At 57.3% G+C, this 26098-nt stretch carries 26 protein-coding genes; 17 read left to right on the top strand and 9 right to left on the bottom strand.

Translation table 11 applies throughout. The features are described 5' to 3' along the window. The first annotated feature begins 75 nt into the window (after nt 1–75). From PMYSY11_RS10920 to PMYSY11_RS10935, 4 genes are all read left to right on the top strand, one after another. Nucleotides 76–1683, top strand: a complete 1608-nt coding sequence (locus PMYSY11_RS10920; RefSeq protein WP_150549197.1) for a carboxyl transferase domain-containing protein — start codon at nt 76–78, stop codon at nt 1681–1683. A 52-nt stretch (nt 1684–1735) separates the two neighbouring features. Next, nucleotides 1736–2530, top strand: a complete 795-nt coding sequence (locus PMYSY11_RS10925; protein WP_150549198.1) for a gamma-carboxygeranoyl-CoA hydratase — start codon at nt 1736–1738, stop codon at nt 2528–2530. A gap of 2 nt (nt 2531–2532) precedes the next feature. Continuing rightward, nucleotides 2533–4482 carry an acetyl/propionyl/methylcrotonyl-CoA carboxylase subunit alpha gene (locus PMYSY11_RS10930; protein WP_150549199.1) on the top strand — a complete coding sequence of 650 codons (1950 nt, stop codon included), beginning with the start codon at nt 2533–2535 and terminating at the stop codon, nt 4480–4482. A 99-nt stretch (nt 4483–4581) separates the two neighbouring features. Beyond that, nucleotides 4582–5490 carry a hydroxymethylglutaryl-CoA lyase gene (locus PMYSY11_RS10935; RefSeq protein ID WP_090511886.1) on the top strand — a complete coding sequence of 303 codons (909 nt, stop codon included), beginning with the start codon at nt 4582–4584 and terminating at the stop codon, nt 5488–5490. Here the strand turns inward: PMYSY11_RS10935 and PMYSY11_RS10940 are convergent. Beyond that, complete coding sequence (locus PMYSY11_RS10940; protein WP_150549200.1) at nt 5487–6275, bottom strand: IclR family transcriptional regulator; 789 nt, start codon at nt 6273–6275, stop codon at nt 5487–5489. The two genes, PMYSY11_RS10935 and PMYSY11_RS10940, sit on opposite strands and share 4 nt — an antisense overlap. 252 nt (nt 6276–6527) lie before the next feature. Here PMYSY11_RS10940 and PMYSY11_RS10945 point away from each other — a divergent pair, with 252 nt between their 5' ends. From PMYSY11_RS10945 to PMYSY11_RS10960, 4 genes are all read left to right on the top strand, one after another. Beyond that, a complete protein-coding gene (locus PMYSY11_RS10945; RefSeq protein WP_150549201.1) occupies nt 6528–7868 on the top strand; it encodes a short-chain fatty acid transporter in 1341 nt (446 codons plus the stop codon). Between the two features lie 73 nt (nt 7869–7941). Then, complete coding sequence (locus PMYSY11_RS10950; protein WP_069900331.1) at nt 7942–8640, top strand: CoA transferase subunit A; 699 nt, start codon at nt 7942–7944, stop codon at nt 8638–8640. Between the two features lie 2 nt (nt 8641–8642). Then, nucleotides 8643–9275 carry a CoA transferase subunit B gene (locus PMYSY11_RS10955; RefSeq protein WP_150549202.1) on the top strand — a complete coding sequence of 211 codons (633 nt, stop codon included), beginning with the start codon at nt 8643–8645 and terminating at the stop codon, nt 9273–9275. Nucleotides 9276–9726: 451 nt separating this feature from the next. Beyond that, on the top strand, nt 9727–11097 hold the full coding sequence (locus PMYSY11_RS10960; protein ID WP_150549203.1) for an NAD(P)-binding domain-containing protein: 1371 nt from the start codon (nt 9727–9729) through the stop codon (nt 11095–11097). A gap of 65 nt (nt 11098–11162) precedes the next feature. Here the strand turns inward: PMYSY11_RS10960 and PMYSY11_RS10965 are convergent, their stop codons facing one another. After that, complete coding sequence (locus tag PMYSY11_RS10965; protein ID WP_172970685.1) at nt 11163–12368, bottom strand: PilT/PilU family type 4a pilus ATPase; 1206 nt, start codon at nt 12366–12368, stop codon at nt 11163–11165. 203 nt (nt 12369–12571) lie between these two features. On the opposite strand from PMYSY11_RS10965, the gene PMYSY11_RS10970 reads away from it, so the two are divergent. Continuing rightward, nucleotides 12572–12850: a peptidylprolyl isomerase gene (locus PMYSY11_RS10970; RefSeq protein ID WP_069900327.1), complete on the top strand. Its 279-nt coding sequence runs from the start codon at nt 12572–12574 to the stop codon at nt 12848–12850. Nucleotides 12851–12923: 73 nt separating this feature from the next. Here the strand turns inward: PMYSY11_RS10970 and PMYSY11_RS10975 are convergent, their stop codons facing one another. Then, nucleotides 12924–13328 (bottom strand): hypothetical protein, encoded by a 405-nt coding sequence (locus PMYSY11_RS10975; RefSeq protein WP_150549204.1) that lies wholly within the window; start codon nt 13326–13328, stop codon nt 12924–12926. Beyond that, nucleotides 13315–14409, bottom strand: a complete 1095-nt coding sequence (locus PMYSY11_RS10980) for a polymorphic toxin type 44 domain-containing protein (protein WP_150549205.1) — start codon at nt 14407–14409, stop codon at nt 13315–13317. Before PMYSY11_RS10980 ends, PMYSY11_RS10975 begins: the two co-directional genes overlap by 14 nt. 364 nt (nt 14410–14773) lie before the next feature. On the opposite strand from PMYSY11_RS10980, the gene PMYSY11_RS10985 reads away from it, so the two are divergent. Then, a complete protein-coding gene (locus PMYSY11_RS10985) occupies nt 14774–16363 on the top strand; it encodes an ABC-F family ATPase (RefSeq protein WP_150549206.1) in 1590 nt (529 codons plus the stop codon). 139 nt (nt 16364–16502) lie between these two features. Here the strand turns inward: PMYSY11_RS10985 and PMYSY11_RS10990 are convergent, their stop codons facing one another. After that, entirely contained in the window at nt 16503–17009 is a 507-nt protein-coding gene (locus PMYSY11_RS10990) for a DUF1993 domain-containing protein (RefSeq protein WP_150549207.1), read from the bottom strand. Between the two features lie 207 nt (nt 17010–17216). Here PMYSY11_RS10990 and PMYSY11_RS10995 point away from each other — a divergent pair, with 207 nt between their 5' ends. Together PMYSY11_RS10995 and PMYSY11_RS11000 are read left to right on the top strand one after the other, a co-directional pair. Next, nucleotides 17217–18395 (top strand): MFS transporter, encoded by a 1179-nt coding sequence (locus PMYSY11_RS10995; RefSeq protein ID WP_150549208.1) that lies wholly within the window; start codon nt 17217–17219, stop codon nt 18393–18395. Nucleotides 18396–18414: 19 nt separating this feature from the next. Beyond that, the gene (locus PMYSY11_RS11000; protein ID WP_239655574.1) at nt 18415–18798 is read left to right on the top strand and encodes an MmcQ/YjbR family DNA-binding protein; all 384 of its coding nucleotides are present in this window, start codon (nt 18415–18417) and stop codon (nt 18796–18798) included. Here PMYSY11_RS11000 and PMYSY11_RS11005 read toward each other — a convergent pair. From PMYSY11_RS11005 to PMYSY11_RS11015, 3 genes are read right to left on the bottom strand one after another with little or no spacing between them, the layout of a single operon-like run. Continuing rightward, complete coding sequence (locus tag PMYSY11_RS11005; protein ID WP_150549209.1) at nt 18787–19521, bottom strand: DUF1294 domain-containing protein; 735 nt, start codon at nt 19519–19521, stop codon at nt 18787–18789. The two genes, PMYSY11_RS11000 and PMYSY11_RS11005, sit on opposite strands and share 12 nt — an antisense overlap. 14 nt (nt 19522–19535) lie before the next feature. After that, nucleotides 19536–20363, bottom strand: a complete 828-nt coding sequence (locus PMYSY11_RS11010) for an AraC family transcriptional regulator (protein WP_239655595.1) — start codon at nt 20361–20363, stop codon at nt 19536–19538. A gap of 33 nt (nt 20364–20396) precedes the next feature. Then, nucleotides 20397–21227: an undecaprenyl-diphosphate phosphatase gene (locus tag PMYSY11_RS11015; RefSeq protein WP_069900319.1), complete on the bottom strand. Its 831-nt coding sequence runs from the start codon at nt 21225–21227 to the stop codon at nt 20397–20399. A gap of 283 nt (nt 21228–21510) precedes the next feature. Here PMYSY11_RS11015 and PMYSY11_RS11020 point away from each other — a divergent pair, with 283 nt between their 5' ends. The 3 genes from PMYSY11_RS11020 to PMYSY11_RS11030 all read left to right on the top strand — a co-directional run bounded on the left by PMYSY11_RS11020 (nt 21511) and on the right by PMYSY11_RS11030 (nt 24335). Then, on the top strand, nt 21511–23145 hold the full coding sequence (locus PMYSY11_RS11020) for a methyl-accepting chemotaxis protein (RefSeq protein WP_150549211.1): 1635 nt from the start codon (nt 21511–21513) through the stop codon (nt 23143–23145). Nucleotides 23146–23247: 102 nt separating this feature from the next. After that, nucleotides 23248–23814, top strand: a complete 567-nt coding sequence (pnuC, locus tag PMYSY11_RS11025) for a nicotinamide riboside transporter PnuC (protein ID WP_150549212.1) — start codon at nt 23248–23250, stop codon at nt 23812–23814. Next, nucleotides 23811–24335, top strand: a complete 525-nt coding sequence (locus PMYSY11_RS11030; RefSeq protein ID WP_150549213.1) for an AAA family ATPase — start codon at nt 23811–23813, stop codon at nt 24333–24335. The genes pnuC and PMYSY11_RS11030 overlap by 4 nt, the downstream gene beginning before the upstream one ends. Here the strand turns inward: PMYSY11_RS11030 and PMYSY11_RS11035 are convergent. After that, nucleotides 24332–24799 (bottom strand): DUF3429 domain-containing protein, encoded by a 468-nt coding sequence (locus PMYSY11_RS11035; RefSeq protein ID WP_150549214.1) that lies wholly within the window; start codon nt 24797–24799, stop codon nt 24332–24334. The two genes, PMYSY11_RS11030 and PMYSY11_RS11035, sit on opposite strands and share 4 nt — an antisense overlap. Before the next feature lie 182 nt (nt 24800–24981). Here PMYSY11_RS11035 and queD point away from each other — a divergent pair, with 182 nt between their 5' ends. Then, nucleotides 24982–25338 carry a 6-carboxytetrahydropterin synthase QueD gene (queD, locus tag PMYSY11_RS11040; RefSeq protein WP_075723436.1) on the top strand — a complete coding sequence of 119 codons (357 nt, stop codon included), beginning with the start codon at nt 24982–24984 and terminating at the stop codon, nt 25336–25338. 123 nt (nt 25339–25461) lie between these two features. After that, nucleotides 25462–26097 (top strand): TetR/AcrR family transcriptional regulator, encoded by a 636-nt coding sequence (locus PMYSY11_RS11045; protein ID WP_090511929.1) that lies wholly within the window; start codon nt 25462–25464, stop codon nt 26095–26097. The last annotated feature ends 1 nt before the right edge of the window (nt 26098 follow it).

Below are 26098 nucleotides of genomic sequence, written 5' to 3' on the forward strand. Positions count from 1 at the left end.
GCATGTACCCGCGCCCTGTGTTGCGGGGCGCTTTACCTGCGACATGTTCACGCCAGACTTCACGGAGTGCGCCAGATGGCCATCCTGCACACCCAGATCAATACCCGCTCACCGGAATTTGTCAGCAATAGCGCGGCAATGACCGAGCAAGTCGAGAACCTCAAACGCCTGCTCGCCAGCATTCATCAGGGCGGCGGCGCCAAAGCGCAAGAGCGCCACACCTCACGCGGCAAATTGCTGCCTCGCGAGCGGATCAACCGCCTGCTCGATCTCGGCTCGTCGTTTCTCGAAATCAGCCAGCTGGCGGCGTATCAGGTTTACGCCGAAGACGTTCCCGCTGCTGGCGTGATCGCCGGCATCGGCCGCGTTGAAGGTGTCGAGTGCATGATTGTGGCCAACGATGCCACGGTAAAAGGTGGCAGCTATTACCCGCTCACCGTGAAGAAGCACTTACGCGCCCAGGCCATCGCTCGCGAGAACCGTCTGCCGTGTATTTATCTGGTCGACTCCGGCGGCGCCAACCTGCCCCGTCAGGATGAAGTATTCCCGGACCGCGAACACTTCGGTCGGATCTTCTTCAATCAAGCCAACATGAGCGCCGTGGGCATTCCGCAGATCGCCGTGGTGATGGGCTCGTGTACCGCAGGCGGCGCCTATGTGCCGGCGATGAGCGACGAAACCATCATGGTGCGCAATCAGGCAACCATCTTCCTCGCAGGCCCGCCACTGGTTAAAGCGGCTACCGGTGAAGTGGTCAGCGCCGAAGACCTTGGTGGCGCAGATGTGCACTGCAAGACGTCAGGCGTTGCCGACCACTATGCCGAAGACGATGCCCACGCCCTCGCCCTCGCTCGTCGTACCATCGCCAACCTCAACTGGCGCAAGCAAGGCGTTATCAATACGCGTCAGCCAATCAAACCGCTGTACGCCGCTGATGAGCTGTATGGCGTGATCCCCGCGGATGCCAAGCAACCGTTTGATGTACGCGAAGTGATTGCACGCATCAGCGACGGTTCAGAGTTTGATGAATACAAGGCGCTGTTCGGCAGTACGCTGGTGTGCGGCTTCGCGCATATCCACGGCTATCCGGTGGCGATCCTCGCCAATAACGGGATTCTCTTTGCTGAATCGGCGCAAAAAGGCGCCAACTTCATCGAGCTGGCGTGCCAGCGCGGCATTCCGTTGTTATTCCTGCAGAACATCACCGGTTTCATGGTCGGCCAGAAGTACGAGGCTGGCGGTATCGCCAAGCACGGCGCCAAACTGGTAAATGCCGTGGCGTGCGCCAAGGTGCCGAAGTTTACTGTGATCATTGGCGGCAGCTTCGGCGCTGGCAACTATGGCATGTGCGGTCGCGCCTATGATCCGCGCTTCCTGTGGATGTGGCCGAATGCGCGGATCGGTGTGATGGGCGCCGAACAGGCCGCGGGTGTGCTCGCACAGGTTAAACGCGAGCAGGCTCAGCGTGCCGGTGAAAGTTTCACCGACGAGCAGGAACGCGCACTCAAGCAGCCGATTCTCGACCAGTACGAGGAGCAAGGTCATCCGTATTATTCCAGCGCACGGCTCTGGGATGACGGCGTGATTGATCCTGCGCAAACCCGTGAAGTGCTGGGCCTGGCGTTGTCTGCATCGCTCAACGCTGCCATTGAACCGACCACGTTCGGCGTATTCCGCATGTAATTGCTGGTCCGCCAGCCGTTACGTTTGCAACCCTATTCAAGAGTCTGATCCGATGAGCCAATTCACCACCCTTGAACTTGCGATTGACCCACGTGGCGTAGCCACTTTGTGGCTTAACCGTGCGGACAAGAACAACGCGTTCAACGCCGAAATGATCCGCGAGCTGATTCTGGCGCTGGACGCGGTACAAGCCGACAAGAGTATCCGCTTTTTGCTGGTACGCGGGCGCGGCAAGCACTTCTCGGCAGGCGCGGACCTCAGCTGGATGCAGGCTTCGGCGGCGCTCGACTACAACGCCAACCTCAATGATGCCCGCGAACTGGCCGAGCTGATGCACAACCTGTATCAGCTGAAGATTCCAACGCTGGCTGTGGTTCAAGGCGCCGCTTTTGGTGGCGCACTGGGCCTGATCAGTTGCTGCGACATGGCCATCGGCAGTGAAACAGCGCAGTTCTGTTTGTCGGAAGTGCGCATTGGTCTGGCCCCCGCCGTAATCAGCCCGTTCGTGGTTCAGGCGATTGGCGAGCGAGCAGCCCGGCGTTTTGCCCTCACGGCCGAGCGTTTCAGTGGGGTAAAAGCCCAGCAGATTGGCCTGCTAGCCGAGTGTTATCCCGCCGAAGAGCTCGATCAACAGGTCGAAGCATGGATCGACAACCTGCTGCTTAACAGCCCGCAAGCCATGCGCGCCAGCAAAGACTTGCTGCGGGAAGTCGGCAGCGGCGTGCTGACCCCGGCGCTGCGCCGTTACACCGAGAATGCGATTGCGCGTATTCGCGTCAGCCCAGAAGGTCAGGAAGGCCTTAATGCCTTCCTCGAGAAACGCACGCCCGCCTGGCAGGAGCAGTAATCATGAGCATTCAACACATCGACACCCTGTTAGTGGCCAACCGTGGCGAGATTGCTTGCCGGGTTATGCGTACCGCCAAAGCCATGGGTCTGCGCACGGTGGCGGTTCACAGCGCAATCGACCACAACGCCCTGCATGTACGCGAAGCCGATTGCAGTGTGGACCTGGGCGGCGCGAAACCCGCAGAGAGTTATTTGCGCATCGATGCGCTTATCGCAGCCGCCAAAGCCAGCGGCGCGCAGGCCATTCATCCGGGTTACGGTTTCTTGTCCGAAAACGCGGGGTTTGCCCGCGCCATCGAAGCGGCCGGTTTAATCTTCCTCGGCCCACCCGCCTCGGCCATTGATGCGATGGGCAGCAAGTCGGCGGCCAAAGCGCTTATGGAAGCCGCTGGCGTGCCGCTGGTACCGGGTTTTCATGGCGAAGAGCAAGATGCAGCGACCTTCCTTGAGGCCGCCGAACGTATCGGTTATCCGGTACTGCTAAAGGCCACTGCTGGCGGCGGCGGTAAAGGCATGAAAGTGGTCGAGCAGGCCAGTGAGCTGGCTGAGGCGTTGGCTTCGGCGCAGCGCGAGGCACAATCCTCGTTCGGCGATTCGCGCATGCTGATTGAAAAGTATGTGCTGAAACCACGGCATGTCGAGATTCAGGTGTTTGCCGATCAGCACGGCAATTGCCTTTACCTGAATGAACGCGACTGCTCGATCCAACGCCGTCACCAAAAAGTCGTCGAAGAAGCCCCAGCGCCGGGATTGAGCCCTGAGCTACGTCGCGCCATGGGCGAAGCCGCAGTGAAAGCGGCGCAGGCCATCGGTTATGTCGGCGCGGGCACGGTCGAGTTTCTGCTGGACGAACGCGGTGAGTTCTTCTTCATGGAGATGAACACCCGCTTGCAGGTCGAGCATCCGGTTACCGAGGCGATTACCGGCCTTGATCTGGTCGCATGGCAAATCCGTGTGGCGCGTGGTGAAGCGTTACCCATCACGCAAGAGCAAGTGCCGCTGATTGGCCATGCGATTGAAGTGCGTCTCTACGCCGAAGACCCCGATAACGACTTTTTGCCGTCTACCGGTACCTTGGCGCTTTATCGCGAACCGGCTGCCGGCGAAGGCCGCCGAGTCGACAGCGGCGTGCAACAAGGCGATGAGGTTTCCCCCTTCTACGACCCAATGCTCGGCAAGCTGATTGCCTGGGGCGCGGATCGTGAAGAAGCGCGCCTGCGCCTGTTGGCGATCCTGGCACAGACGCATGTCGCGGGCGTGCGCACCAACTTGAGTTTTCTTACTCGTGTACTGGCCCATCCGGCGTTTGCCAACTGCGAACTCGACACCGGTTTCATTCCCCGGCATCAGGCGCAACTGCTGCCGCCAGTTGCCGAGCTGGACGCCAACTTCTGGGAATTGGCCAGCCTGGCCTTCGCCCTGAGCGAGCCAGCCACACAGCGCAGTGACGACGCGTACTCGCCCTGGGCCAGCAACAATGGCTGGCGCGCCGGTTTACCCAGCGAGATTGATATGCATCTGGCCTGTGGTGACGCGCAGCAAGTGTTGCGCTTGCGCAACAGCAGCGCCCCGGATGCCGTGCTGCAAGGCGATAGCCTCACGGTTGTGCGCGACGGCGTGCGCCAAAGTCATTTGGCAATTCGCAGCGGTGATGCGCTGTATTTGCAGTGGCAAGGCGAAATCCACCGGGTTTCCAAGGTTGATCCGATTGCCGCTGTCGAGGCCAGCCACAATCAACATGGCGGCTTCACGGCGCCCATGAACGGCAGCATTGTCCGCGTGCTGGTCGAGCCCGGGCAAAGTGTCGAGGCTGGCACCACGCTGGTGGTGCTAGAAGCCATGAAGATGGAACACAGCATTCGCGCCGCCGAAGCCGGCGTGGTTAAAGCCCTGTTTTGTGCAGAAGGTGAAATGGTCAAGGAAGGCACTGTTCTGGTCGAACTGGAATAAGCCTGCAGCGGCAATTGATGGATGCATCACTCAAGGGTGATGCACCCTGCCCTGTGATAATAGAATCGGCGGCACATCGCCCAGATCTGGAGAAATTGCATGACCCTGCCCGCCCATGTTCGTTTGGTTGAGGTTGGCCCTCGCGACGGTTTGCAGAACGAGAAGCAGGCCATCGACGTCGACGATAAAGTCCGTCTGGTCGATGATCTCAGCGCCGCTGGCCTGAGCTATATCGAAGTGGGCAGTTTCGTCTCGCCCAAATGGGTGCCGCAAATGGCGGGCAGCGAGACCGTATTTGCGCGCATCAAGCAGCAGGAAAACACCGTTTATGCTGCACTTGCGCCCAATCTGCGAGGCTTTGAATCCGCCGTCGCCGCTGGGGTCAGGGAAGTTGCCGTATTCGCCGCCGCGTCCGAGGCGTTCTCCCAGAAGAACATTAACTGTTCAATTCGCGAAAGCCTCGAGCGCTTTGTACCGGTAATGGACGCGGCTAAAGCTCAGGGTGTGCGCGTTCGCGGTTATGTCTCATGCGTGTTGGGCTGCCCTTATGAAGGCGAGGTTGCCGCAGAACAAGTGGCCTGGGTGAGCAAGGAATTGTTCGACATGGGCTGCTATGAAATCTCGCTGGGCGACACCATTGGCACCGGCACCGCAGGCGCCAGTCGACGGCTGTTCGAGGTGGTTGCGGCGGCGGGCATCGAGCGCAGCAAACTGGCCGGGCACTTCCACGACACTTACGGTCAGGCACTTAGCAATATCTACGCAAGCCTGCTCGAAGGCATCAGTGTTTTCGACAGCTCGGTCGCCGGCCTTGGCGGTTGCCCATACGCCAAAGGCGCTACCGGTAATGTGGCCACTGAAGACGTGCTGTATATGCTCAACGGCCTGGGCATTGATACCGGCATTGATCTCGACTTGCTGATCAAGGCCGGACAGCGCATTTGCGACGTGTTGGGTAAAACCAATGGTTCGCGAGTCGCCAAGGCGCGACTCGGCGCCAGCCACTAACGTTTCGAATAGCCCATCCGCCAGCTGATCAGTTGCGCGGTACTCAGCAACTTCTGCGCCGCCGCACTGTTTTCGTCGGCGTGGAACACGCTGGCCGAGCCGACCATGGTCAAAACCGCAGCAATGCGCCCGCTGGCGTCAAATATCGGGGCCGCCAAGGCATCGATGCCGGGCATCAACAAGCCATGCACCGAGTACAAGCCAGTGGCGCGAATGCGCGTCATTTGTTGCTGATAATCATGGTTGTCTGCGAGCGGATGCTTGGCTGTTGAACGCAACTCGTGCGCCGCCAACTCGCGAGTTTCAGCCGCTGGCAAGTGCGCAGCAAATACCAGCCCGGTGCCGGACGACAACAGCGGCAATACCGAGCCCAGCTTGGTCACCAACGTTACCGAACGATGCGCTTGCTCAAGCAGCACGACCGTGGCGCCGCGATTACCCCAAACCGCCAGAAAACAAGTCTCATTGAATTCATCACGGAGTTCGCTGGCGGGCGCTGCGGCAAGCTTGACCACATCCATGCTGCCCAATGCAGCCAGACCGACATACAACGCCTCACGCCCGAGCGAGTAATGGTTGGTTGCGGCGTCTTGCATGGCAAAACCGCTGGCAATCAATGCCTGCAGATAACGATGAACCTTGCTGGCTGGCATCTGCACATGCTCGGCAAGTGCCGATAACGACGTGCTCGGGCTCAGATCTGCGAGTGCCTTGAGGATGTCGGTGCCGACCTCGGCAGACTGCACTTTTTGTTTCGGCTTTGGGGTTGCAAGCGGCTTATCCATTTAGAACTCAATCAGCAAACAGGGCATCGCGCCCAGTTTACGATCAAACCGCAGCTGATTGAGCAACCAGCAGCAAATTCTCTGATGATGCTGTACTGGCGAGCGATAAAAACCGCAGCGTCAACGCTATAACGCAGACGCAATAGACGCCTATTATACTTTTTGCTCAAACACGCGTGTCGCACAGGGGGTTAACATCGTCTGCTGAAGGGTTTTACTCCCTAATGAACAAATAATAATTAAGGAACATGCATGCTTTCTTCCATAACGTCTTTGAGTGTCAAACTGGTACAGCGTTACCTGCCCTCACCTTTTGTATTCGCCATGCTGCTCACGCTTTTTGTGCTCATCGCCAGCATGATCAGCACCGGCCAGAGCCTGCCAGCGATGGCTAATCACTGGGGGGCAGGCTTCTGGAATCTGCTCACGTTTGCCATGCAAATGGCGCTGATTCTGGTTACCGGTCATGCCCTCGCCAGCGCTCCGCTGATCAACCGCACGCTTGCAGGCCTGGCCCGCGTCGCCAAATCGCCAGGTCAGGCGATTGTATTGGTGACGCTGGTGGCATTGGCCGGCTCATGGATCAACTGGGGTTTTGGCCTGGTGATCGGCGCGGTGTTTGCCCGCGCTCTGGCACGTGAAGTCAAAGGCGTCGACTACCCGCTGCTGGTTGCCTCGGCTTACTCAGGCTTCTTGATCTGGCACGGCGGCCTGTCCGGTTCGATTCCGCTGTCACTCGCCTCGGGCGGTGCGGATCTGTCCCGTATGACCGGCGGCGTGGTGACCGAAGCGATCGGCGTCAATGACACGCTGTTCACCGTCATGAACCTGTCGATCATCGCGCTGCTGGTAATCGGCCTGCCGTTGCTGAACCGTGCCATGCACCCTGCTCAACCCAAAGTCGCCGACCCGAGCTTGCTGCAAGAGCCAGCCAGCGATGCTCTGCCGCGTGAAACACTGGCCCAGCGTATGGATGACAGCCGCATTCTCAACCTGATCATCATCGCGCTGGCTGCAGTGTTCTTCGGTTACTACTTCTTCAACAATGGTTTTGCCCTGAGCCTGAATATCGTCATCGGCCTGTTCCTGTTTATCGGCTTGTGCCTGCACGGCTCACCTGAGCGTTACATGCGCGCGGTACAGGATGGCATTGGCGGTATCAGTGGCATCGTTATCCAGTTCCCGTTCTATGCCGGCATCATGGGCATGATGGTCGGTGCCAACGCCGATGGATTCTCGTTGGGCAAACAAATCACCGATACATTCGTGGCCTGGTCGTCTGCTGACTCGTTCCCGGTTCTGGCCTTTCTCAGTGCCGGTCTGGTGAACGTATTCGTGCCGTCCGGTGGCGGCCAGTGGGCGGTTCAAGGTCCGATCATGCTGCCTGCCGGTCAGGCATTGGGCGTAGCGCCGGTAGTAACGGCCATGGCAATTGCCTGGGGTGATGCATGGACCAACATGATCCAGCCGTTCTGGGCTTTGCCGCTGCTGGGGATTGCCGGCCTCGGTGCGCGTGACATCATGGGTTATTGCTTGCTGATGCTGGTGTACTCGGGCGTGGTCATTTCGGCCTGCCTGTACATTTTCGGCTAATTCTGGCGTTTCCAACACCCGCTGGCGGGCGACTTGATTACAGTCGCCCGCCACGTTCAAGGAGTGAGATGCGATGAATAAAATCTACCCAAGTGCCAAAGCGGCCCTCGACGGGCTGGTTGAAAATGGCATGACCCTGGCGGTCGGCGGTTTTGGCTTATGCGGCATACCGGAAGCACTGATTGGCGCACTGCGTGACACCGGCAAGAACGGCCTCACCGTGATCAGCAACAACGCCGGGGTTGATGGTTTTGGTCTGGGCCAGCTGCTTGAAACACGACAGATCAGCAAGATGATTTCGTCTTACGTGGGCGAGAACAAAGAGTTCGAACGCCAGTTTCTGGCCGGCGAGCTTGAGCTTGAGTTCACTCCGCAAGGCACGCTCGCCGAGAAACTGCGCGCAGGCGGTGCCGGAATCCCGGCTTTTTACACCAAGACCGGTTACGGCACTCTCGTCGCCGAAGGCAAGGAAACCCGCGAATTCGACGGAGAGTGGTTTGTCATGGAACGCGCACTGCGCGCAGACGTCAGTCTGGTCAAAGCGTGGAAAGCCGACAAATCCGGCAACCTGATCTTCAACAAGACGGCACGCAACTTCAATCCGCTGGCGGCTGCGGCTGGCAAAGTCTGCATCGTAGAAGTTGAGGAAATTGTCGAAACCGGCGAGTTGGATGCTGACCAGATTCACTTGCCGGGCATTTATGTCCAGCGCCTGGTGCTCAATGCCAGCCCGGAAAAACGCATCGAACAACGCACAGTACGGAGTGCCTGATCATGGCTTGGACACGTGAACAGATGGCGCAACGCGCCGCGCAGGAACTCAGCGATGGCTTCTACGTCAACCTCGGCATCGGCCTGCCTACGCTTGTGGCCAACTACATTCCGCACGGAATGGATGTGTGGCTGCAGAGCGAAAACGGCCTGATGGGTATTGGCCCATTTCCTACCGATGAAACGGTTGATCCGGACCTGATCAACGCGGGCAAGCAAACCATTACCACCCTGCCCGGCAGCGCCTTTTTTGACAGCGCGGCGAGCTTTGCGATGATTCGCGGTGGCCACATCAACCTGTCGATTCTGGGCGCCATGCAGGTGTCCGAAAAAGGTGATCTGGCCAACTGGATGATCCCAGGCAAAATGGTCAAAGGCATGGGCGGTGCGATGGATCTGGTGGCCGGCGTTAAACGCGTGGTGGTGCTAATGGAGCATACGGCCAAGGGCGGTGCACACAAGATTTTGCATGCCTGCGATTTACCTTTAACCGGCGTTGGCGTGGTTGACCGGATCATCACCGATCTTGCGGTTCTCGACATCACCGAACAAGGTTTGCAGTTGGTAGAGCTGGCCGACGGCGTCAGCCTTGAGGAAGTCAAAGCGGCGACGGGGTGTGCAATCATCGCCGCTTAATCACCGGTCTTAAGCTGCTGGCGAATTATTTCTAAGGCAGCTCAGGTCGTTGTTTTTAAATGTTTATTAATATTTTACTGGGGGCTACTCGGTTGTAATCAAGTACTCAATAGGTTACTTCTAGGAGGTATGCCTAACGAAAAGAGTCTAAAAAGCCCCATGTACGAGATCACACGTATCTTTCGCTACTTAGCCCCGCAGCCTGTGCAATGCAGTGCTGCAAACGGGGCGAAACTGATCAATCTATTGGCCTGTCTGCTGCCATTCAGCACCAGCCCAATGATGTTGCAAGCCAACCTCTCTGCGAGCAAAACAGCCGAAACCAACGGTAAGCGCTCGGTCCCTCCACCTACTTTTTGAATGCTGATGTTCTCGCACTGCCCACAGCGCAAGCTGTTGAGGATTGCGGGCTTAGAACTTTTTTCAGTTTTCAACCTGTAGAGTGAATCTAATGACAATGCGTATCGCAATTATCGGTGCTGGCCCTTCTGGTCTGGCGCAGCTTCGTGCCTTCCAATCCGCCCACACCCAAGGTGCGGCAATGCCTGAAGTAGTCTGCTTCGAGAAGCAGGAAGACTGGGGCGGCATGTGGAATTACACCTGGCGAACCGGTCTCGACCAGCACGGCGAACCCGTGCACGGCAGCATGTACCGCTATCTGTGGTCGAACGGCCCGAAAGAATGCCTGGAGTTCGCCGACTACAGTTTCGATGAACATTTCGACCAGCCAATCTCATCCTATCCGCCGCGCGAAGTTCTGTGGGACTACATCCAGGGCCGCGTCAAGAAAGCCGGTGTGCGCGACTATATTCGCTTCAATACCGCTGTCAAAAATGTCAGCTTCGACGAATCCAGCAAACAATTTACCGTCACCGCACATGACTATGCGCTCGACGAAAACATCTGCCAGCAGTTTGATTATGTAGTGGTTGCCAGCGGGCACTTCTCAACGCCGAATGTGCCGGACTTTGCAGGTTTCGAGCGTTTCGAAGGGCGTATTCTGCATGCTCACGATTTTCGCGAAGCCACTGAGTTCAAGGATAAAGACCTGCTGATTATCGGCAGCAGCTACTCGGCAGAAGACATCGGTTCGCAGTGCTACAAGTACGGTGCACGCTCAATCACCAGCTCTTACCGCACTCAGCCAATGGGCTATAAATGGCCCAAAGGTTGGGAGGAACGTCCGCAACTGAGCAAGGTGGAAGGCGATATGGCCTATTTCATCGACGACTCAAGCAAGCGCGTCGATGCGATAATTCTCTGCACCGGATACCAGCACCATTTCCCTTTCCTGGAAGAGCCTCTGCGCCTCAAAACGGATAACCGTCTATGGCCTTTGAGTCTTTATCAGGGCGTGGTGTGGACAGACAATCCGCAACTGATTTACCTCGGCATGCAGGATCAGTGGTACAGCTTCAACATGTTCGATGCACAAGCGTGGTTTGCCCGCGACTACATGCTGGGGCGCATTGCGCTGCCGAGCAAAGCGGCGATGGAAGCGGACAATGCGAGCTGGCGCGCTCGCGAGGAAAGTCTTGAAACGGCCGAGCAGATGTATCAATTCCAGGGCAGTTACATCAAACATCTGATCGACCAGACCGACTATCCAAGCTTCGACATCGACGCGGTGAACACCATCTTCCTGCAGTGGAAGACCGATAAGAAGCAGGACATCATGGGCTACCGCGATAAGTCCTATCGCTCGGTGATGACCGGAACGCATGCAGTGCCGCACCACACCCGTTGGCTTAAAGCGATGGATGACTCAATGCAAGAGTACCTGCGCGAGACCAACAGCAAGGCCAAGGTCGCCACGCTCTGACGCCGCGATCCATACGATGACTATCATTACCGGCGCCAATTGGCGCCGGTAGACCAAGCGGGCAGTTAAATGCCGTTGCGGCCCGGTGTTTCTGGCGGCGGAGCTTCGGCCTCGATGTCTTCAAGGGTCAGGTCCATGCTCCAGTTTGATACGGACGGGCTGGCCTTCTCGGGCTCCGGTGCTACGGGCTTGTCAGCCTGATTCTCGGGATTGTCGCGATACAGCTTGAGACGCAAACGCACGTTGTTCGCTGAGTCTGCGTTCTTCACCGCTTCTTCTTCGTCGATCACCCCTTCGTGCACCAAATCGATCAGCGCCTGATCGAATGTCTGCATGCCCAGATTGCGCGACTTCTCCATGATTTCTTTAAGTTCGGAGAATTCGTTGCGCTTGATCAAGTCGCGAATAGTCGGCGTGCCCAACATCACCTCAACCGCCGCACGCCGCTTGCCATCGGCTGTCTTAACCAATCGCTGCGAAACAAACGCCTTGAGGTTATTGCCCAGATCGTTAAGCAATTGCGGACGTCGCTCTTCCGGGAAGAAGTTGATAATGCGATCCAGTGCCTGGTTGGCGTTGTTGGCGTGCAGCGTCGAGATTGCCAAGTGGCCGGTATCGGCAAAGGCCAGCGCGTGCTCCATGGTTTCGCGGTCACGGATTTCACCAATCAGGATCACATCCGGAGCCTGACGCAAGGTGTTTTTCAGCGCGGCATGGAAGCTTCGCGTATCCACACCCACTTCACGCTGGTTGATAATCGACTTCTTGTGCCGGTGAACATATTCGACCGGGTCTTCAATGGTGATGATATGGCCGCTGCTGTTGCGGTTACGGTAGTCGATCAACGCTGCCAGCGAGGTTGATTTACCCGAGCCAGTGCCACCAACAAACAGCACCAGACCGCGCTTCTCCATGATGGTGCTGAGCAGCACTTCGGGCAATTTGAGGTCTTCGAACTTGGGAATGTCGAGCTTGATATTACGCGCGACAATCGACACTTCGTTGCGCTGCTTGAATATGTTGATACGAAACCGACCGACTCCGGTCACCGACATCGCCAGGTTCATCTCAAGCTCGCGCTCGAACTCTTCTTTCTGGGTGTCATCCATCACCGAATTGGCAATCTCAGCCACTTCACCGCCCTTCAGCGGTTCACTGCTGAGCGCCTTGAGCACGCCGTTAAATTTGGCACAAGGCGGCGCGCCGGTCGAAAGATACAAATCTGACCCATCCTGACTGGACAGGATTTTCAGCATTGCTTGCAGGTCCATGAGCACATCCACACAACAAAATAGGTAATTTAATGCCGGACACCCCGCCGCCCGGGCGGACATTCGCCAGGCGGGCAAAATGCACCGCTAGATATCAGTAAATCTGCAACTGGCGCTCGAAGAAGTGTAGTCATCCGACGAGCAGTTCATTGGCACTGCGAATACTGGCACAATGCGCGCCAATAACTTGTGAGGAACCGCGCATGGCGAAAGCAATGGCACGGCATATTTTGGTAAAAACCGAGGCTGAAGCGGCGCAGCTGAAGAAACGCATCGCAGCGGGCGAGGCATTCGATGTGTTAGCGCGCAAATACTCGACCTGCCCATCGGGCAAACGCGGCGGCGATCTGGGCGAAGTACGCCCTGGCCAGATGGTCCGCGCGATTGATCAAGTCATCTTCAAAAAGCCAGTTCGCGAAGTGCACGGGCCGATAAAAAGCCAGTTTGGCTATCACTTGGTGCAAGTGTTTTACCGCGAGTAAGCGCGGGAAACGAGCCAGGCCTACTGCAAGTGCAAAGGGTCAGCCGGTTGGTTTTAGGCTTGGGGGATCGTAGTTACATATCAGCCCAGTCGTTGGGGCACTTGCTAATCAGCTCGGCGTCGGTGCCTTTGCTGTAGTCAATGTCGGCGTTTTCGTCGAGGTAAATCACCGTGCGCGGCCAGTTCGGGGTAATGCTTATGCAATGGTAGCGACCGCCTTTGGGTTTCCAATAAAACTCAACGCGATAGCCTGCTTCCCTAACGAGGTCCACAGCCTCAATGGCGTAGCTGCCCGGGGGAAGAATGCCGTCGTATGTACTTTGGTTATCTGCCCAGTGGTAGTCGATCTTCATAGTCGCTTCATCCGAGTAGAAGACGCTCACCCTCGGCATCACCAGGATGCCGTAGCGCGCACAGATGAATACCGCGATAAGCCACATCCACCAGCGCACGCGCCATTTGCGCTTACCTGCACTCATGCGCCTGAATTCCCGCCCCCCAATCCGTGATAGGTACTGCAAGCACTTCGGCCTTGATCATTTCGCCAGTCACGCCGCCTTTCGGGTACTGCTTGGCCAACTTTACGCCGATACCGACTGAGATTCTGTCAGGTGCATCGTCAAAAGCGCGCAAACCTTCGCTTAGATCACCAGACAGTTGAGGGCCGTGACTTTCGCCGGTGCCATCGCGCGCCCATCTAACTGTGTCCGAGCCAATCTGTTCTACCCCTGCTGCATCCAGCAATAACGCTTCCGGCACCCCAGCAATCACGCCGACGTAACCGTAATGTACGTTTGACCATATGTCGTAGTAGTAATCGTATTCGCCCTGTTTTTGCCAAGCACCGCGAAAATTCGCGAACAAATATTTCTTGTGATCCCACACCTGATCCTGCCCGACCTTCCCCATCCAGATCGCCGCGGCTCGGGTCTTTTTGCCCAGCGCGATGCCGAAGAAGTTCGGCGTTGGGCCGAGCTGTAGATACAACGGCAGTTCTCTGTACTCGCGCTGTTTTGCCAGCGGGTCGTAGCTGTTCAACTCCTGCATTTCGAGCACTGCCGGGTCGTGGATATTCTTGTTCATTTCGCCGGCAATGTAAGTCGCCAGCTCGATCATCTGATCAGGGTCGGTACAGGCTTTGGGTGTCGGTGCGTTCGGGTCGACCAGCGCTCCGGCAGCGACCGCCTTGGCGAGCAGGTTCGGGTCGCTGATCAGGTCGGCCATTATCGACTCAGACACGCTGCCGTCCGGGCCGATGGCCCCCATTTTCTGGAAGTCGACGATTGGCCCCATGATCACACCGCCGCCGACATTTTCCGAACCGCTGATGATCATGCCGCCGTGGCTGGTCGGGCTGCCCAAATAGGCCATTGGCCGACCGGTGACCATGATCGTCGGGAAGCCCGCGATGATCACGGCTCCGCACCCACAGGCATCGCCGACTCGCGCCGACCCCATGCCGTTGATTATCACGTTGTCGCTGGCTGAAATTATGGGCGTAGTGCCATGCCCGGGAAGCGGGCAAACATGGCTGTCGCCCTTACGCGCCGAAGGGATCATCTGTGCACCTCATTCTTCCGTGAAAAGGGTGTGACTTAGCTGGCTGCGAAGACTATTAACGAGTGAATGTCCTCACAGAAAATTGCATGCCATTAGCTTGGGGGTAAAGGTGAGATGCCTGTAGGAAAACGCCTAGTGCCCGGCTTTGGGCGCTCTGCGTGAATAACACGTCTCGTCACTGCATGAGTCCCCGGTCGGAAAACTGCATTGTGATAACTGCGCCGTGAACACGACTTGCCGTTCTGCGTTCTTCTACCGGCGGTTTTAGCGCCCGGTCGTCTCTGACGCTGCCTTTGTCATGATGAAACCTGTACAATCCCCGCCTTTTTGCGCATTCGCGCCTCAGCTCCCCAGGATTATCGCTTTGATCTCCACAGCTAACATCACCATGCAGTTCGGCGCAAAGCCGCTGTTCGAGAACGTTTCAGTCAAGTTCGGTAACGGCAATCGTTACGGTCTGATCGGCGCTAACGGCTGCGGCAAGTCGACGTTCATGAAAATCCTCGGCGGTGATCTGGAGCCATCCGCAGGTCAGGTCATGCTGGAGCCGAATGTGCGCATGGGTAAATTGCGTCAGGACCAGTTCGCCTACGAAGACTTCAACGTGATCGACACGGTCATCATGGGCCACGAAGAGCTCTGGCAGGTCAAAGCTGAGCGTGACCGCATCTACTCTTTGCCGGAAATGACCGAAGAAGACGGCATGGCGGTGGCTGAGCTGGAAACCGAGTTTGCCGAGATGGACGGCTACACCGCCGAATCCCGCGCGGGTGAGCTGCTGCTCGGCTTGGGCATTCCGCTGGCACAGCACTTCGGCCCGATGAGCGAAGTCGCGCCGGGCTGGAAATTGCGCGTATTGCTGGCGCAGGCGCTGTTCTCTGATCCGGATCTGTTGCTGCTCGATGAGCCAACCAACCACCTGGACATCAACACCATTCGCTGGCTGGAAAACATTCTCACGGCGCGTAACAGCACCATGATTATCATTTCCCACGACCGTCACTTCCTCAACAGCGTGTGCACGCACATGGCTGACTTGGATTACGGCGAATTGCGCCTGTTCCCAGGCAACTATGACGAATACATGACCGCTGCGACCCAGTCGCGCGAGCAGTTGCTGTCGGATAACGCCAAGAAGAAGGCGCAGATTTCCGAGCTGCAGAGTTTCGTCAGCCGCTTCTCGGCTAACGCCTCGAAAGCCAAGCAGGCCACGTCGCGCGCCAAGCAGATCGACAAGATTCAGCTGGCTGAAGTTAAGCCTTCCAGCCGTATCAGCCCGTTCATCCGCTTCGAGCAGACTAAAAAGCTGCACCGTCAGGCGGTGACTGTTGAGCACATGGCCAAGGGTTTCGACGGCAAGACGCTGTTCAAGAATTTCAGTTTCACTGTTGAAGCAGGCGAGCGCGTTGCGATCATCGGCCCCAACGGTATCGGTAAAACCACCCTGCTACGTACCCTGGTCGGTGAGCTGACTCCGGATGCAGGCAGTCTGAAGTGGACCGAAAGCGCAGAGCTTGGCTATTACGCCCAGGATCACGCGCATGACTTCGAAGACGACATGACGTTGTTCGACTGGATGGGCCAGTGGACTCAAGGCGGCGAGCAACTGGTTCGCGGTACTTTGGGCCGTATGCTGTTCTCCAACGACGAGATTCTCAAGTCGGTGAAGGTCATCTCCGGTGGTGAGCAAGGCCGTATGTTGTTCGGCAAGCTGATCCTCAACAAGCCCAACGTGCTGGTGATGGATGAGCCGACCAACCACCTCGACATGGAATCCATCGAGGCGCTCAACCTGGCGCTGGAAAACTACCCAGGCACGCTGATTTTCGTCAGCCATGACCGTGAATTCGTAGGCTCATTGGCCACACGCATCATCGAGCTGTCCGACAGCGGCGTAGTCGACTTCAGCGGCACCTACGATGATTACCTGCGCAGTCAGGGCGTTATCGTTTAAGCAACGCTTAACCGCAGCCTTACAGCAAAACGCCCGATGCATTGCATCGGGCGTTTTGTATTGCGCGGACGAAAAGTCGCCTGTCAAAACACCGAAGTGAAGATTTACTTGCGTTGCCCTTTCCGGCTCAGCCGCCTGTTTACACTGAACCCAGATAATCCATCTTACCCAGCGGCACGCCATTGTGACGGAGAATGTTGTAGGCAGTGGTCACGTGAAAATAGAAGTTGGGCATGGCAAAGAACAGCAGAAATGCCTGACCGGGGAACTGCAGTTCACGATCAGGCACCTTGATCGTGATGGTGCGGGTTTCGCTGCCTTGCATTTGCTCAGGCGTCGCCTGCTGAACGAACGCGATGGTTTTATCGATGCGCGCCTTGAGTTCAGCAAAATTGCTTTCGGTGTCGGCATAACTTGGCACTTCGATTTGCGCCAGGCGCGCCACACAGCCCTTGGCGGCATCGGTCGCAATCTGGATCTGGCGCGCTAGCGGGAACATATCCGGCGCCAGGCGCGCATTCACCAATACCTCGGGCGCGATACCCTTGGCTTCTGCATGTGCCAGCGATTTGTCGAGCAATGCATTGAGGTTGGTCAGCAGACGCACAAACACCGGCACGCTGGCGTCATACATGGATAAAGACATGATAAAAACTCCAAGGCAGTCAAAATGACGGATTCAGATTAGACGACATTTGCCCAGCAATTACAGCCAGCAAGGCAACACACGCACGCTCGAATCTGAGCAAAGCACGCCGCTCTAGACAAAAGGCGTAGTCCGCCAATATTTAGCAGCCAAAGACTCGATAGCTTGCGTATTATTAGCCAAGGATCAATCTGCATCGAGCGCCCCATGAGCCAAGCTGCGCAGCCGACACCTGCGGTCAATCTGCAAATCATCTCTATCGTCACAGTCACGTTTGTCAGTTTCTTGTGCATCGGCTTGCCGCTGGCCGTGCTGCCGCGCTACGTGCTCAACGACTTGGGCTATAGCGCGGTTATAACCGGTATTGTCATCGGTACGCAGTACTTCTCTACCCTGCTTTCGCGGCCAATGTCCGGCAGCCTGGCAGACCGTGCAGGGCCGAAACAGGCGGTTTTGTATGGGCTGATGGGCTGCATTGTCAGCGGTTTGCTGACGCTGCTTTCCACCTCCTTGCAATCAATGCCAGCGCTCAGCCTCGGCCTGTTGCTCGCGGGCCGTGTCGTGTTGGGTGTCGCCCAGGGCCTAGTCGGTACCGGCTCGATAAGCTGGGCCATCGGCCGCTTTGGCAGCGACTACACCGCCAAGGTGATTTCCTTCAATGGCATCGCCTCTTACGGCGGCATCGCCATCGGTGCACCGTTGGGCGTGGCGATGGTTAGCGCGGTGGGCTTGTGGAGTATAGGCGCGTTGACCATGCTGCTTTCAGCTGTGGCCTTGGCGTTTGCCTGGCCCAAACAACCCGCCCCAATCCTCTCCGGAAGCCGCATGCCCTTTGCGCGGGTGTTCTTATCCATCGCACCACACGGCACGGTATTGGCGCTGGGCTCTATTGGCTTCGGTACGCTGGCGACGTTTATTACCCTGTATTACGACAGCCTCGGCTGGGTTGACGCGGAATATTGCCTGACTGCATTCGGCATCGCGTTCATCGTCTCGCGGCTATTGTTTGCCGGGGTCATCAAACGCTTCGGTGGTTATCCGGTTGCCGTTGTCTGTTTGGCAATCGAATTTTTCGGGCTCATGCTGTTGGCGTTCGGCAACGCACCGAGCGTAATGTTGGCCGGTGCTGCGCTGACCGGTTTGGGCTTGTCGCTGGTGTATCCGGCGCTGGGCGTGGAAGCCATCGCCCTGATACCAGCTGCGAGCCGCAGTTCAGCGTTGGGCGCCTACGCGTTATTCTTCGACTTGTCGCTGGGGCTCGCGGGTCCGCTGATGGGTTATGTCGCCGCGCATGCGAATTATTCGACCACCTTTTTGGTGGCGGCGCTGCTGGCTGCAACGGGCACGCTGGCCTGCATCTACCGCGTTTACCGGGCGCGCTATTAACGACTGAATACGAGGCGCCATGATGCCAACCGCCAAAACATCTGCCGCGTTAACGCCAACCGAGATTGCCGAGTTCTGCAAGCAATTACCGGGCGCCCGCGAGGACTTCAAATGGGGCAGCAATCAGGTGTTCTCGGTGGCCGGCAACAAGATGTTTGCGATCATTCACTTTCTCGGTGACGGCCTCGCGTTCAAGGTTGATAGCGACCTGTTCCTCGGTTATGTCGACCGCCCCGGCATCCGCCCCGCACCTTATCTGGCGCGTGCGCACTGGATCAGCATGCAATGCTCGGCACCGGCCATGCAGCGCGATGAGCTATTCGCAGCGCTTACCCGTTCCCATCAACTGGTGGTGCGTAAATTACCCAAGCGTTTGCAACCCGGCCTGTTGCTAGATGAATGATATGCCCACAAGCGACCTTAGATAGACGCCGTCGTACAGCAGATAATCCAGCCAGAAAGCTTGATGAATGGCGATGATGATCCAGAACACCAATTGAAACGACAGCTTGCGGGTTTTGTGGCGGAACACTTGCTGCGCCACTAAAGCGCCAGGCCAGCCGCCGCACAGTTCAACAGCGTGCAGGACATTTTCAGGGGTGCGCCAGCGACCCTTTTGTGCACTGTTCTTATCACTCCAGTATTGATAAAAACTGACCAGACTCAGCATGGTATAGGCGCTGATCAGCCAGATATTGCCGGCCTTCAATGCCTGTAGCGCGCCATAAATCGGCAGGCAGCACAGCGCGACAAATATCAGTAGTTTTAACCCGAGGTGCTGAATCGCTGAATGTGAATGCTGGCGCTTTACGGGTTTTGCCCGTCGCACCGGCTTGCTCGCCGGCCCGCTCACGTCACGCGGCTTTGATTGACCCTGTGCGCGTGGCTTGCGCCGAATTGCTGGCCGATCAATCGCCAGACCGCCCGCGTGGCGCATGTGCTCGGCACGCATACGCCCCTGCGGGTCCAGGCTGGCGACATACATCACCGGATCGCCGGCAACCGGGCGACGGTCGCCGCGCACTGCCGAGATGTGCACAAAAATGGGCTCTTTGCCCTGCAAAGGCTGGATAAAGCCGAATCCCTTGTCATCGTTCCAGCTCTTGATCGACCCGCGTACTTCCATGCTTGATCCTTCGGTTATTGGTTGCGTGCCGCTTTTTGCTGATCATGCGTGAGCTTCAAGTAGGCCTTGGGCGTCGTTGCGAGGTGCGCCGAGAAGCTTTTATAAAACGCCGACAGTGAATTGAAACCGGCTGCAAACGCCAGCTGATCCATACGAATCGCTGCTGGATTATTCTGCGCCTGCAGGGTTTCGAGTTGGTCTAGCAAATGATTGAGACGGGCGTGGTTAACGTAGCGGTAAAAAGTTTGCCCGAGTACTTGATTAAGCAAGTAGGAAATCTGGTTACGGCTGTATCCGCTGCTTTCAGCAACTTGCTGCAGGCTTAGTTCAGGATCGAGATAGGCCTGACGACTCTGAAAATAGCTCTGCAGATCCTGCGCCATTACGCTCAATTGCCGCGCCGACAGCCCCAAACGGCTGGTGGCAGGGCGCGAACCGGCAATTTCCGCCGTGGTGGTGCGGGCGTTAATCAACGATGAGTACTCGTTAACCCGCCAGATCAGCCCGTCACGCACGGTGATCGCTTCACTCGAGCGAAACGAAGCCAGCCCGGCGCTGCCGCGCAATGTCAGCTGATACTGAATGAAGGCGGTGTCGCAATCGCAGCGAATACGGTCACTGTGTTCAAGCGCTTCATTCGGCGCATGCGGCATGCTGGCACGCACGTACTCGCGCAACTCGGCGAGCCGCAGCTGGCGATTCTGGAAGAAGTCGTTGTATTCGATTTCCGGGTGGTACAGCGCCATGATCGCGTCGAGATCCCGGCGCTTCCAACAGAGGTGATACTGGCGCACCACCTCAAGCGTGGCTTCACGTGCCTGCGGGCCATCGTTACTGCGCAGATTCTCCACAGTCGCTCTCCACCCGCCCGGCATTTAGCCTTGCGCCGTGCTCCAGTCGATCCAGCTCAACTGCCAGGTCAGCAGAATCAGCAGGCCAAAACCAATCCGGTACCAGGCAAATACTGCATAGCTGTGGTTGGCGATGAACTTCAGCAGGCCGCGCACAGCGATCATGGCGAAGATGAACGACACCACAAAGCCGAGGGCAAAAACCGGCAGATCTTCAGGCTTGAACAGATCGCGGTATTTGTAGCCGGAATAAACCGCCGCACCCACCATGGTCGGCATCGCCAGGAAGAACGAGAACTCAGTAGCCGCCTTGCGTGACAGGCCGAACAGCAAGCCACCGATAATCGTCGAGGCTGAACGCGAGGTGCCCGGAATCATTGCCAGACACTGCGCACAGCCGATTTTAAGTGCGTCTTGCCAGGTCATCTGTTCAACCGTCTCGGCGTGAACACTGTGCTGACGCTTCTCGGCCCAGAGCATGATCACCCCGCCCACAACCAACGCGGCAGCGACGGTGATCGGGTTGAACAGGTATTCATGAATCAGGTCGGCAAAGGCCACACCGAGAATCACCGCCGGGAAGAACGCCACCAGCAGGTTGACGGTGAAACGCTGGGCTTCACGCTCTTTGGGCAAGCCGACGACAACGTCGATGATCTTGCTGCGAAATTGCCAGACCACCGCCAAAATCGCGCCCAGCTGGATAATGATGTTGAAAGCCATCGCCCGCTCGCCACCGAAATTGATCAGGTCGGCAACGATAATCTGGTGTCCGGTACTCGAAATTGGCAGGAACTCGGTCAGTCCCTCTACTACGCCCAACAGTATTGCCTGAAAGGCAGTCCACAAATCCATCATCACTCCAAATAGTGCGCAGTGGGCGCACGCAAAAGGTTTCGGGCCCGTTTACGTCCTGCCATCGGTCGGTTTGAGCCATTAAAAAGCTGCCGGCGCCTCAGGTTTCGCGCCAGCGGGCCGAGATGCTAACAACAAATAGATATTTTTACTCAGTCAAATTCAGACAACGCGACTGCAGCCAGCTACATACTCCTTTGGTTGTAGGCATCTCGTGAAGAGGCGCGGATTGAGTGAACATAGCCGAACAATAAAAATGCACTGCCACCGGAGTATCCCCCGAATGACTCGCCTACGTAGCATTCCGATCAACCGCCGTTTATGGCTGATTCTGCTCCTCGCCATTCTGATGTTGGCCGGCCTCGGCAGCGCCATGCTTGAGCAGATCCACACGCAGCTTTACGCGGCAAAAAGCGAGAAGACGCGTCATGTGGTCGAGAGCGCCAGCGGCATTTTACGCCATTACCAGGCACTTGAAGCCGATGGCACGCTGACACTTGAACAAGCGCAGCAAGCGGCCAAAGACATGATCCGCGGGCTGCGCTACGACAATCGCGAGTACTTCTGGATCAATGATCAGACGCCGACCATGATCATGCACCCGACCAACAGCAAACTTGAAGGCCAGAACCTCTCGGCCATCAAAGACCCCGACGGGGTCGAGTTGTTCAATGAAATGGTGCGTATCTCGCGCGAAAAAGGCGCCGGACAGGTCGAATACCGCTGGCCAAAGCCTGGCTCTGAGGCGCCTGTCAGCAAGATTTCCTACGTCGAGTTGTTCAAGCCCTGGGGTTGGATTATCGGCTCGGGTGTGTACGTCGATGATGTACAGGCCGAATTCCGCGAACAGGCAATGCGCCTGGTCGGCATTGGCTTCGGCCTCATGGTGGTTATGGCGTTACTGGTGAGCATGATCGTACGCAGCATTTCCGTGCCGCTGGGGCATACCGTTAATGCGATGGCCAACATTGCCAGCGGCGAAGGCGACCTCACCCGCGCACTCGACACCAACGGCAACGATGAACTCACGGCGCTGGCGAAAAACTTTAATGCGTTCACCAGCAAGCTACGCGAAGTCATCAGCCAGTCGCTGGCCTCCGCCAGCCAACTCAACAGCGCGGCCCATTCGCTCGGCGGTGTGGCCGGTGAAGCGCAGCAGCACAGCGAGCAACAATCGCTACAGATGGATCAAGTTGCTACCGCGATCAATCAAGTCACCTATGGCGTGCAGGATGTCGCGAAGAATGCCGAGCATGCCTCCAATGAGGTGCAGGCTGCCGAAGAACAGGCAATTCAGGGCCAGCGCAATATCGATGCAAGCTTGCAGCAGATTGCTGAACTGTCGGGCACCATTGACCAGTCCGTTGAGGTGATTCAGGCGCTGTCCACTGAAAGCGTGCAAATTGGCAGCGTGCTTGAGGTGATCCGCTCGATTGCCGAGCAAACCAACTTGCTCGCGCTCAACGCGGCGATCGAGGCGGCTCGCGCGGGTGAACAAGGCCGTGGCTTTGCGGTGGTCGCCGATGAAGTCCGCTTGCTCGCACAGCGCACGCAAAACTCCACCGCCGAGATTCAGGTGATGATCGAACGGCTGCAAAGCAATTCGGAAGCGGCGGTCAAGGTTATTCATGAGAGCAGCCAGTCGTCTCAGCGAACCGTGGTGCAGGCCAGCCAGGCCGGCGAGAGTCTGACCCTGATCGCGCAATCGCTGCGCAACCTGACCGGGCTCAATACCTCGATTGCCAGCGCTACGCTGCAACAGTCGCACGTTGTTGAAGACATCAACATGAATGTCACCCAGGCCGCAGGTTTGGCGCAGAGCAATGCCAATGCCGCCCAGCAGTCGAGTGCTGCCAGCCAACAACTGGGCGCGCTGGCCGCCGACCTCAACCGCCTGCTCGGCCAATTCCGCGTTTAAGCCCCGCATTCCGGCCTTGGCCTGGGCCGGATGCAAGACGCCAGCGCGTCGAGTCGTTACAATCGCGCGCTGTCGTCCCTTCCCTTTCCGGCTGATTGCTTAATGTCCACTCTAGAAATGTTTGCCGCTGCACTGGGCGCCTGCGCTGTTTGGCTCACGGTTAAACAGAACCGCTGGTGCTGGCCAATCGGGCTGGTCATGGTGCTGCTCTATGCGTGGATCTTTTACGATGCGGCGCTGTATTCGAACATGCTCCTGCAAGGGGTTTATGCCCTGCTGCAGGGTTACGGCTGGTGGCAGTGGAATCATGGCGGCGACAAGCATCAGGGCGTGAGTGTTTCAGCGTTAACCTGGCGCGGCCTGGCTGCAAGCCTTGCTTGCGGCGTGGTTGGCGCGACGGTGTTGGGCTATCTGATGGCAAACTTCACTGATGCGGCAGCGCCTTGGCAAGACGCCACGCTCAGCGCCTTCAGTTTGGTTGCTCAGGTCTGGATGGCGCAAAAACGTGTCGAGTGCTGGCCGCTGTGGGTGCTGCTCGATGTGTTGTTCGTGCTGCTGTTCCTGCAGCAGGAGTTGTACCTCACAGCGGGCTTGTACGCCGTATTCACCGGTTTGGCCCTGAGTGGCTGGCTGACATGGCGACGCGATCAACGCGCGGCAACCGCATGAAAGTCGTCGTGCTTACCGGCCCTGAATCCGCCGGCAAGAGCTGGCTAGCCGAGCATCTGCAAACCCAGTTTGGCGGGATCATCGTCGGCGAGTACGTGCGTTATTTCATCGACACAGAGTTGCGCGATACCTGCTATGCCGATATTGCCACCATCGCCCGCGGCCAGTTGCAGTGGGAAGATGCGGCGCGTGCGCAACAACCTGAATTGCTGATACTCGATACCCACCTGCTCAGCAATATTCTCTGGAGCCAAGCGCTATTTGCCGATGTTCCGGCATGGCTTGAGGAAGAACTGCTCAGTCGAACCTACGACATGCACCTGCTGCTCGACCCCAACGGTGTACCGTGGACGGATGACGGCCAGCGTTGTCAGCCGCAAATTGCCCAGCGTCAGGCGTTCTATGATCAGTGCCATCGGTGGCTTGAGCAACATCAGCAGCCTTTCAAATGCATCGGGGGCGACTGGTTGAACAGACGCGAGCAGGCCAGTGCGATCGTGGCCGCGTTACTCGGTGATTAGTCAATCACTTCGCCGATCCACGCCAGCGCCAGGCACAGGCTGACGACGCCGGTCAGTGGCGTGCGCAGTGTGGTGTACCAGCGCGGCGCCAAACCCAAATTCACGGCGCGCACATCGGCCACATACAAGCCGGCGAATGCCAGCAGTAACACCGGCAAGGCCACTATCAGCGGCATCCCATCGGCAATCGCCAGCCAGCCAAGTAACGGCGGAATGACCGATAGCCCCATCTGGGTTCGCGCATTTTCCTCCGATTCTTCGGCGCGCATGGCCAGCCCCCAGTGAATCGCGCCCATGAAAGCCAGAATGATCGCCGCGTAATCAAGCAAGGCATTGAGCACCAAGGGTCGCCAGCCAACCGGTACAATCAGAAAGCCCAATGCGCCGCTAATAAACGGAATAAGCCCTGCGTAACCAAGCACAATCGCCAACATGGGCGGTTTGGTGCTGTCGTATGGATGCATCGGTCCCTCCTTCGGTGCACAACTGCTCTGTTTGCAAGGTGCCTGACGTCTGTCTGGCCCAGCCTGCTGGCCTGCGGCGCTGTACAGGCCTGATTCCTATAGATAAGCATTGCAAAGATTGGTTCGCACAGGTCTTGAGCTGGTAAAATCTGAACGCAACCCTATTTAATGAGTGAAGTATTGTGGAATTGTTCAAAGAGTTCATTTTCGAAGCAGCGCACCGCTTGCCGCATGTACCCGAAGGCCATAAATGCGGGCGTCTGCACGGCCATTCGTTTCGCGTTGCCGTGTACATCGAAGGTGAAGTGAATCCGCATACCGGCTGGATTCGCGACTTCTCGGAAATCAAAGCGATCTTCAAACCGCTTTACGAGCAACTGGACCACAACTACCTGAACGACATTCCCGGCCTGGAAAACCCCACCAGCGAAGTGCTTTGCCAGTGGATCTGGAAGCAATTGAAACCGCTGCTGCCGGAGCTTTCTCGTATCCGTATCCATGAAACCTGCACCAGTGGCTGCGAATACCGCGGCGACTAAGCCCGCTCCCCCTGCAAAACATACCCGCGTCTGAGCGTAGCGAATGCTGCGCTCGACTGGCCAGCGATTGATCAACGGCTATATTTAATTAACTGCTCAATTAATTAGTTGGTAGTTAATTTTATGGTTTCTCCAACCTCGAATGCGGGTCGGCGCCCTGCCGACACTCAGCTTCAGCGCGAAGATTTACTCATCATCGCCGCCGAAGTCTTTGGCCGTTGCGGCATCAAGGCCAGCAGCCTTCGCTCCATCGCTGTTGAGGCCGGCGTAACACCTGCCCTGTTCAACTACTACTTCGGTAAAAAATCTGCCTTGGTTAGCGCCGTCGCAGAAGAACTGTTGCTGCCAAAATTGATCGAAATAGCCAAGCGCATCGAGCAAGCCGATCAACAGCCTGGCGAATTGGCCAGCGTTTTTGTGCGTGAGGTCAGTGCGATGGTTATCAGCAATCCGTGGGTTCCACCGCTGTGGGTACGCGAAATACTCTGCGAAGGCGGCCTGTTGCGCGAATACATCAGTGGGCGCATGGCCCCAATCCTGCCGCGATTATTGGCTGAGCGTTTTGCCCACGCGCAACAACGCGGAACGCTTAATCCCTCATTAGATCCAAGGCTGTTGGTGGTCTCGCTGATTGGCCTGACACTGCTGCCGTTCGCTGCCGGGCCGATTTGGCGCAACGTATTCGATAACCCGCCGATCAGCCATGAGCAACTCGTTAACCATACCCTTAGTCTGTTGCAACACGGGATGGAGGCCTGAC

Source organism: Pseudomonas marincola, assembly GCF_900682675.2.
GTDB lineage: Bacteria > Pseudomonadota > Gammaproteobacteria > Pseudomonadales > Pseudomonadaceae > Aquipseudomonas > Aquipseudomonas marincola.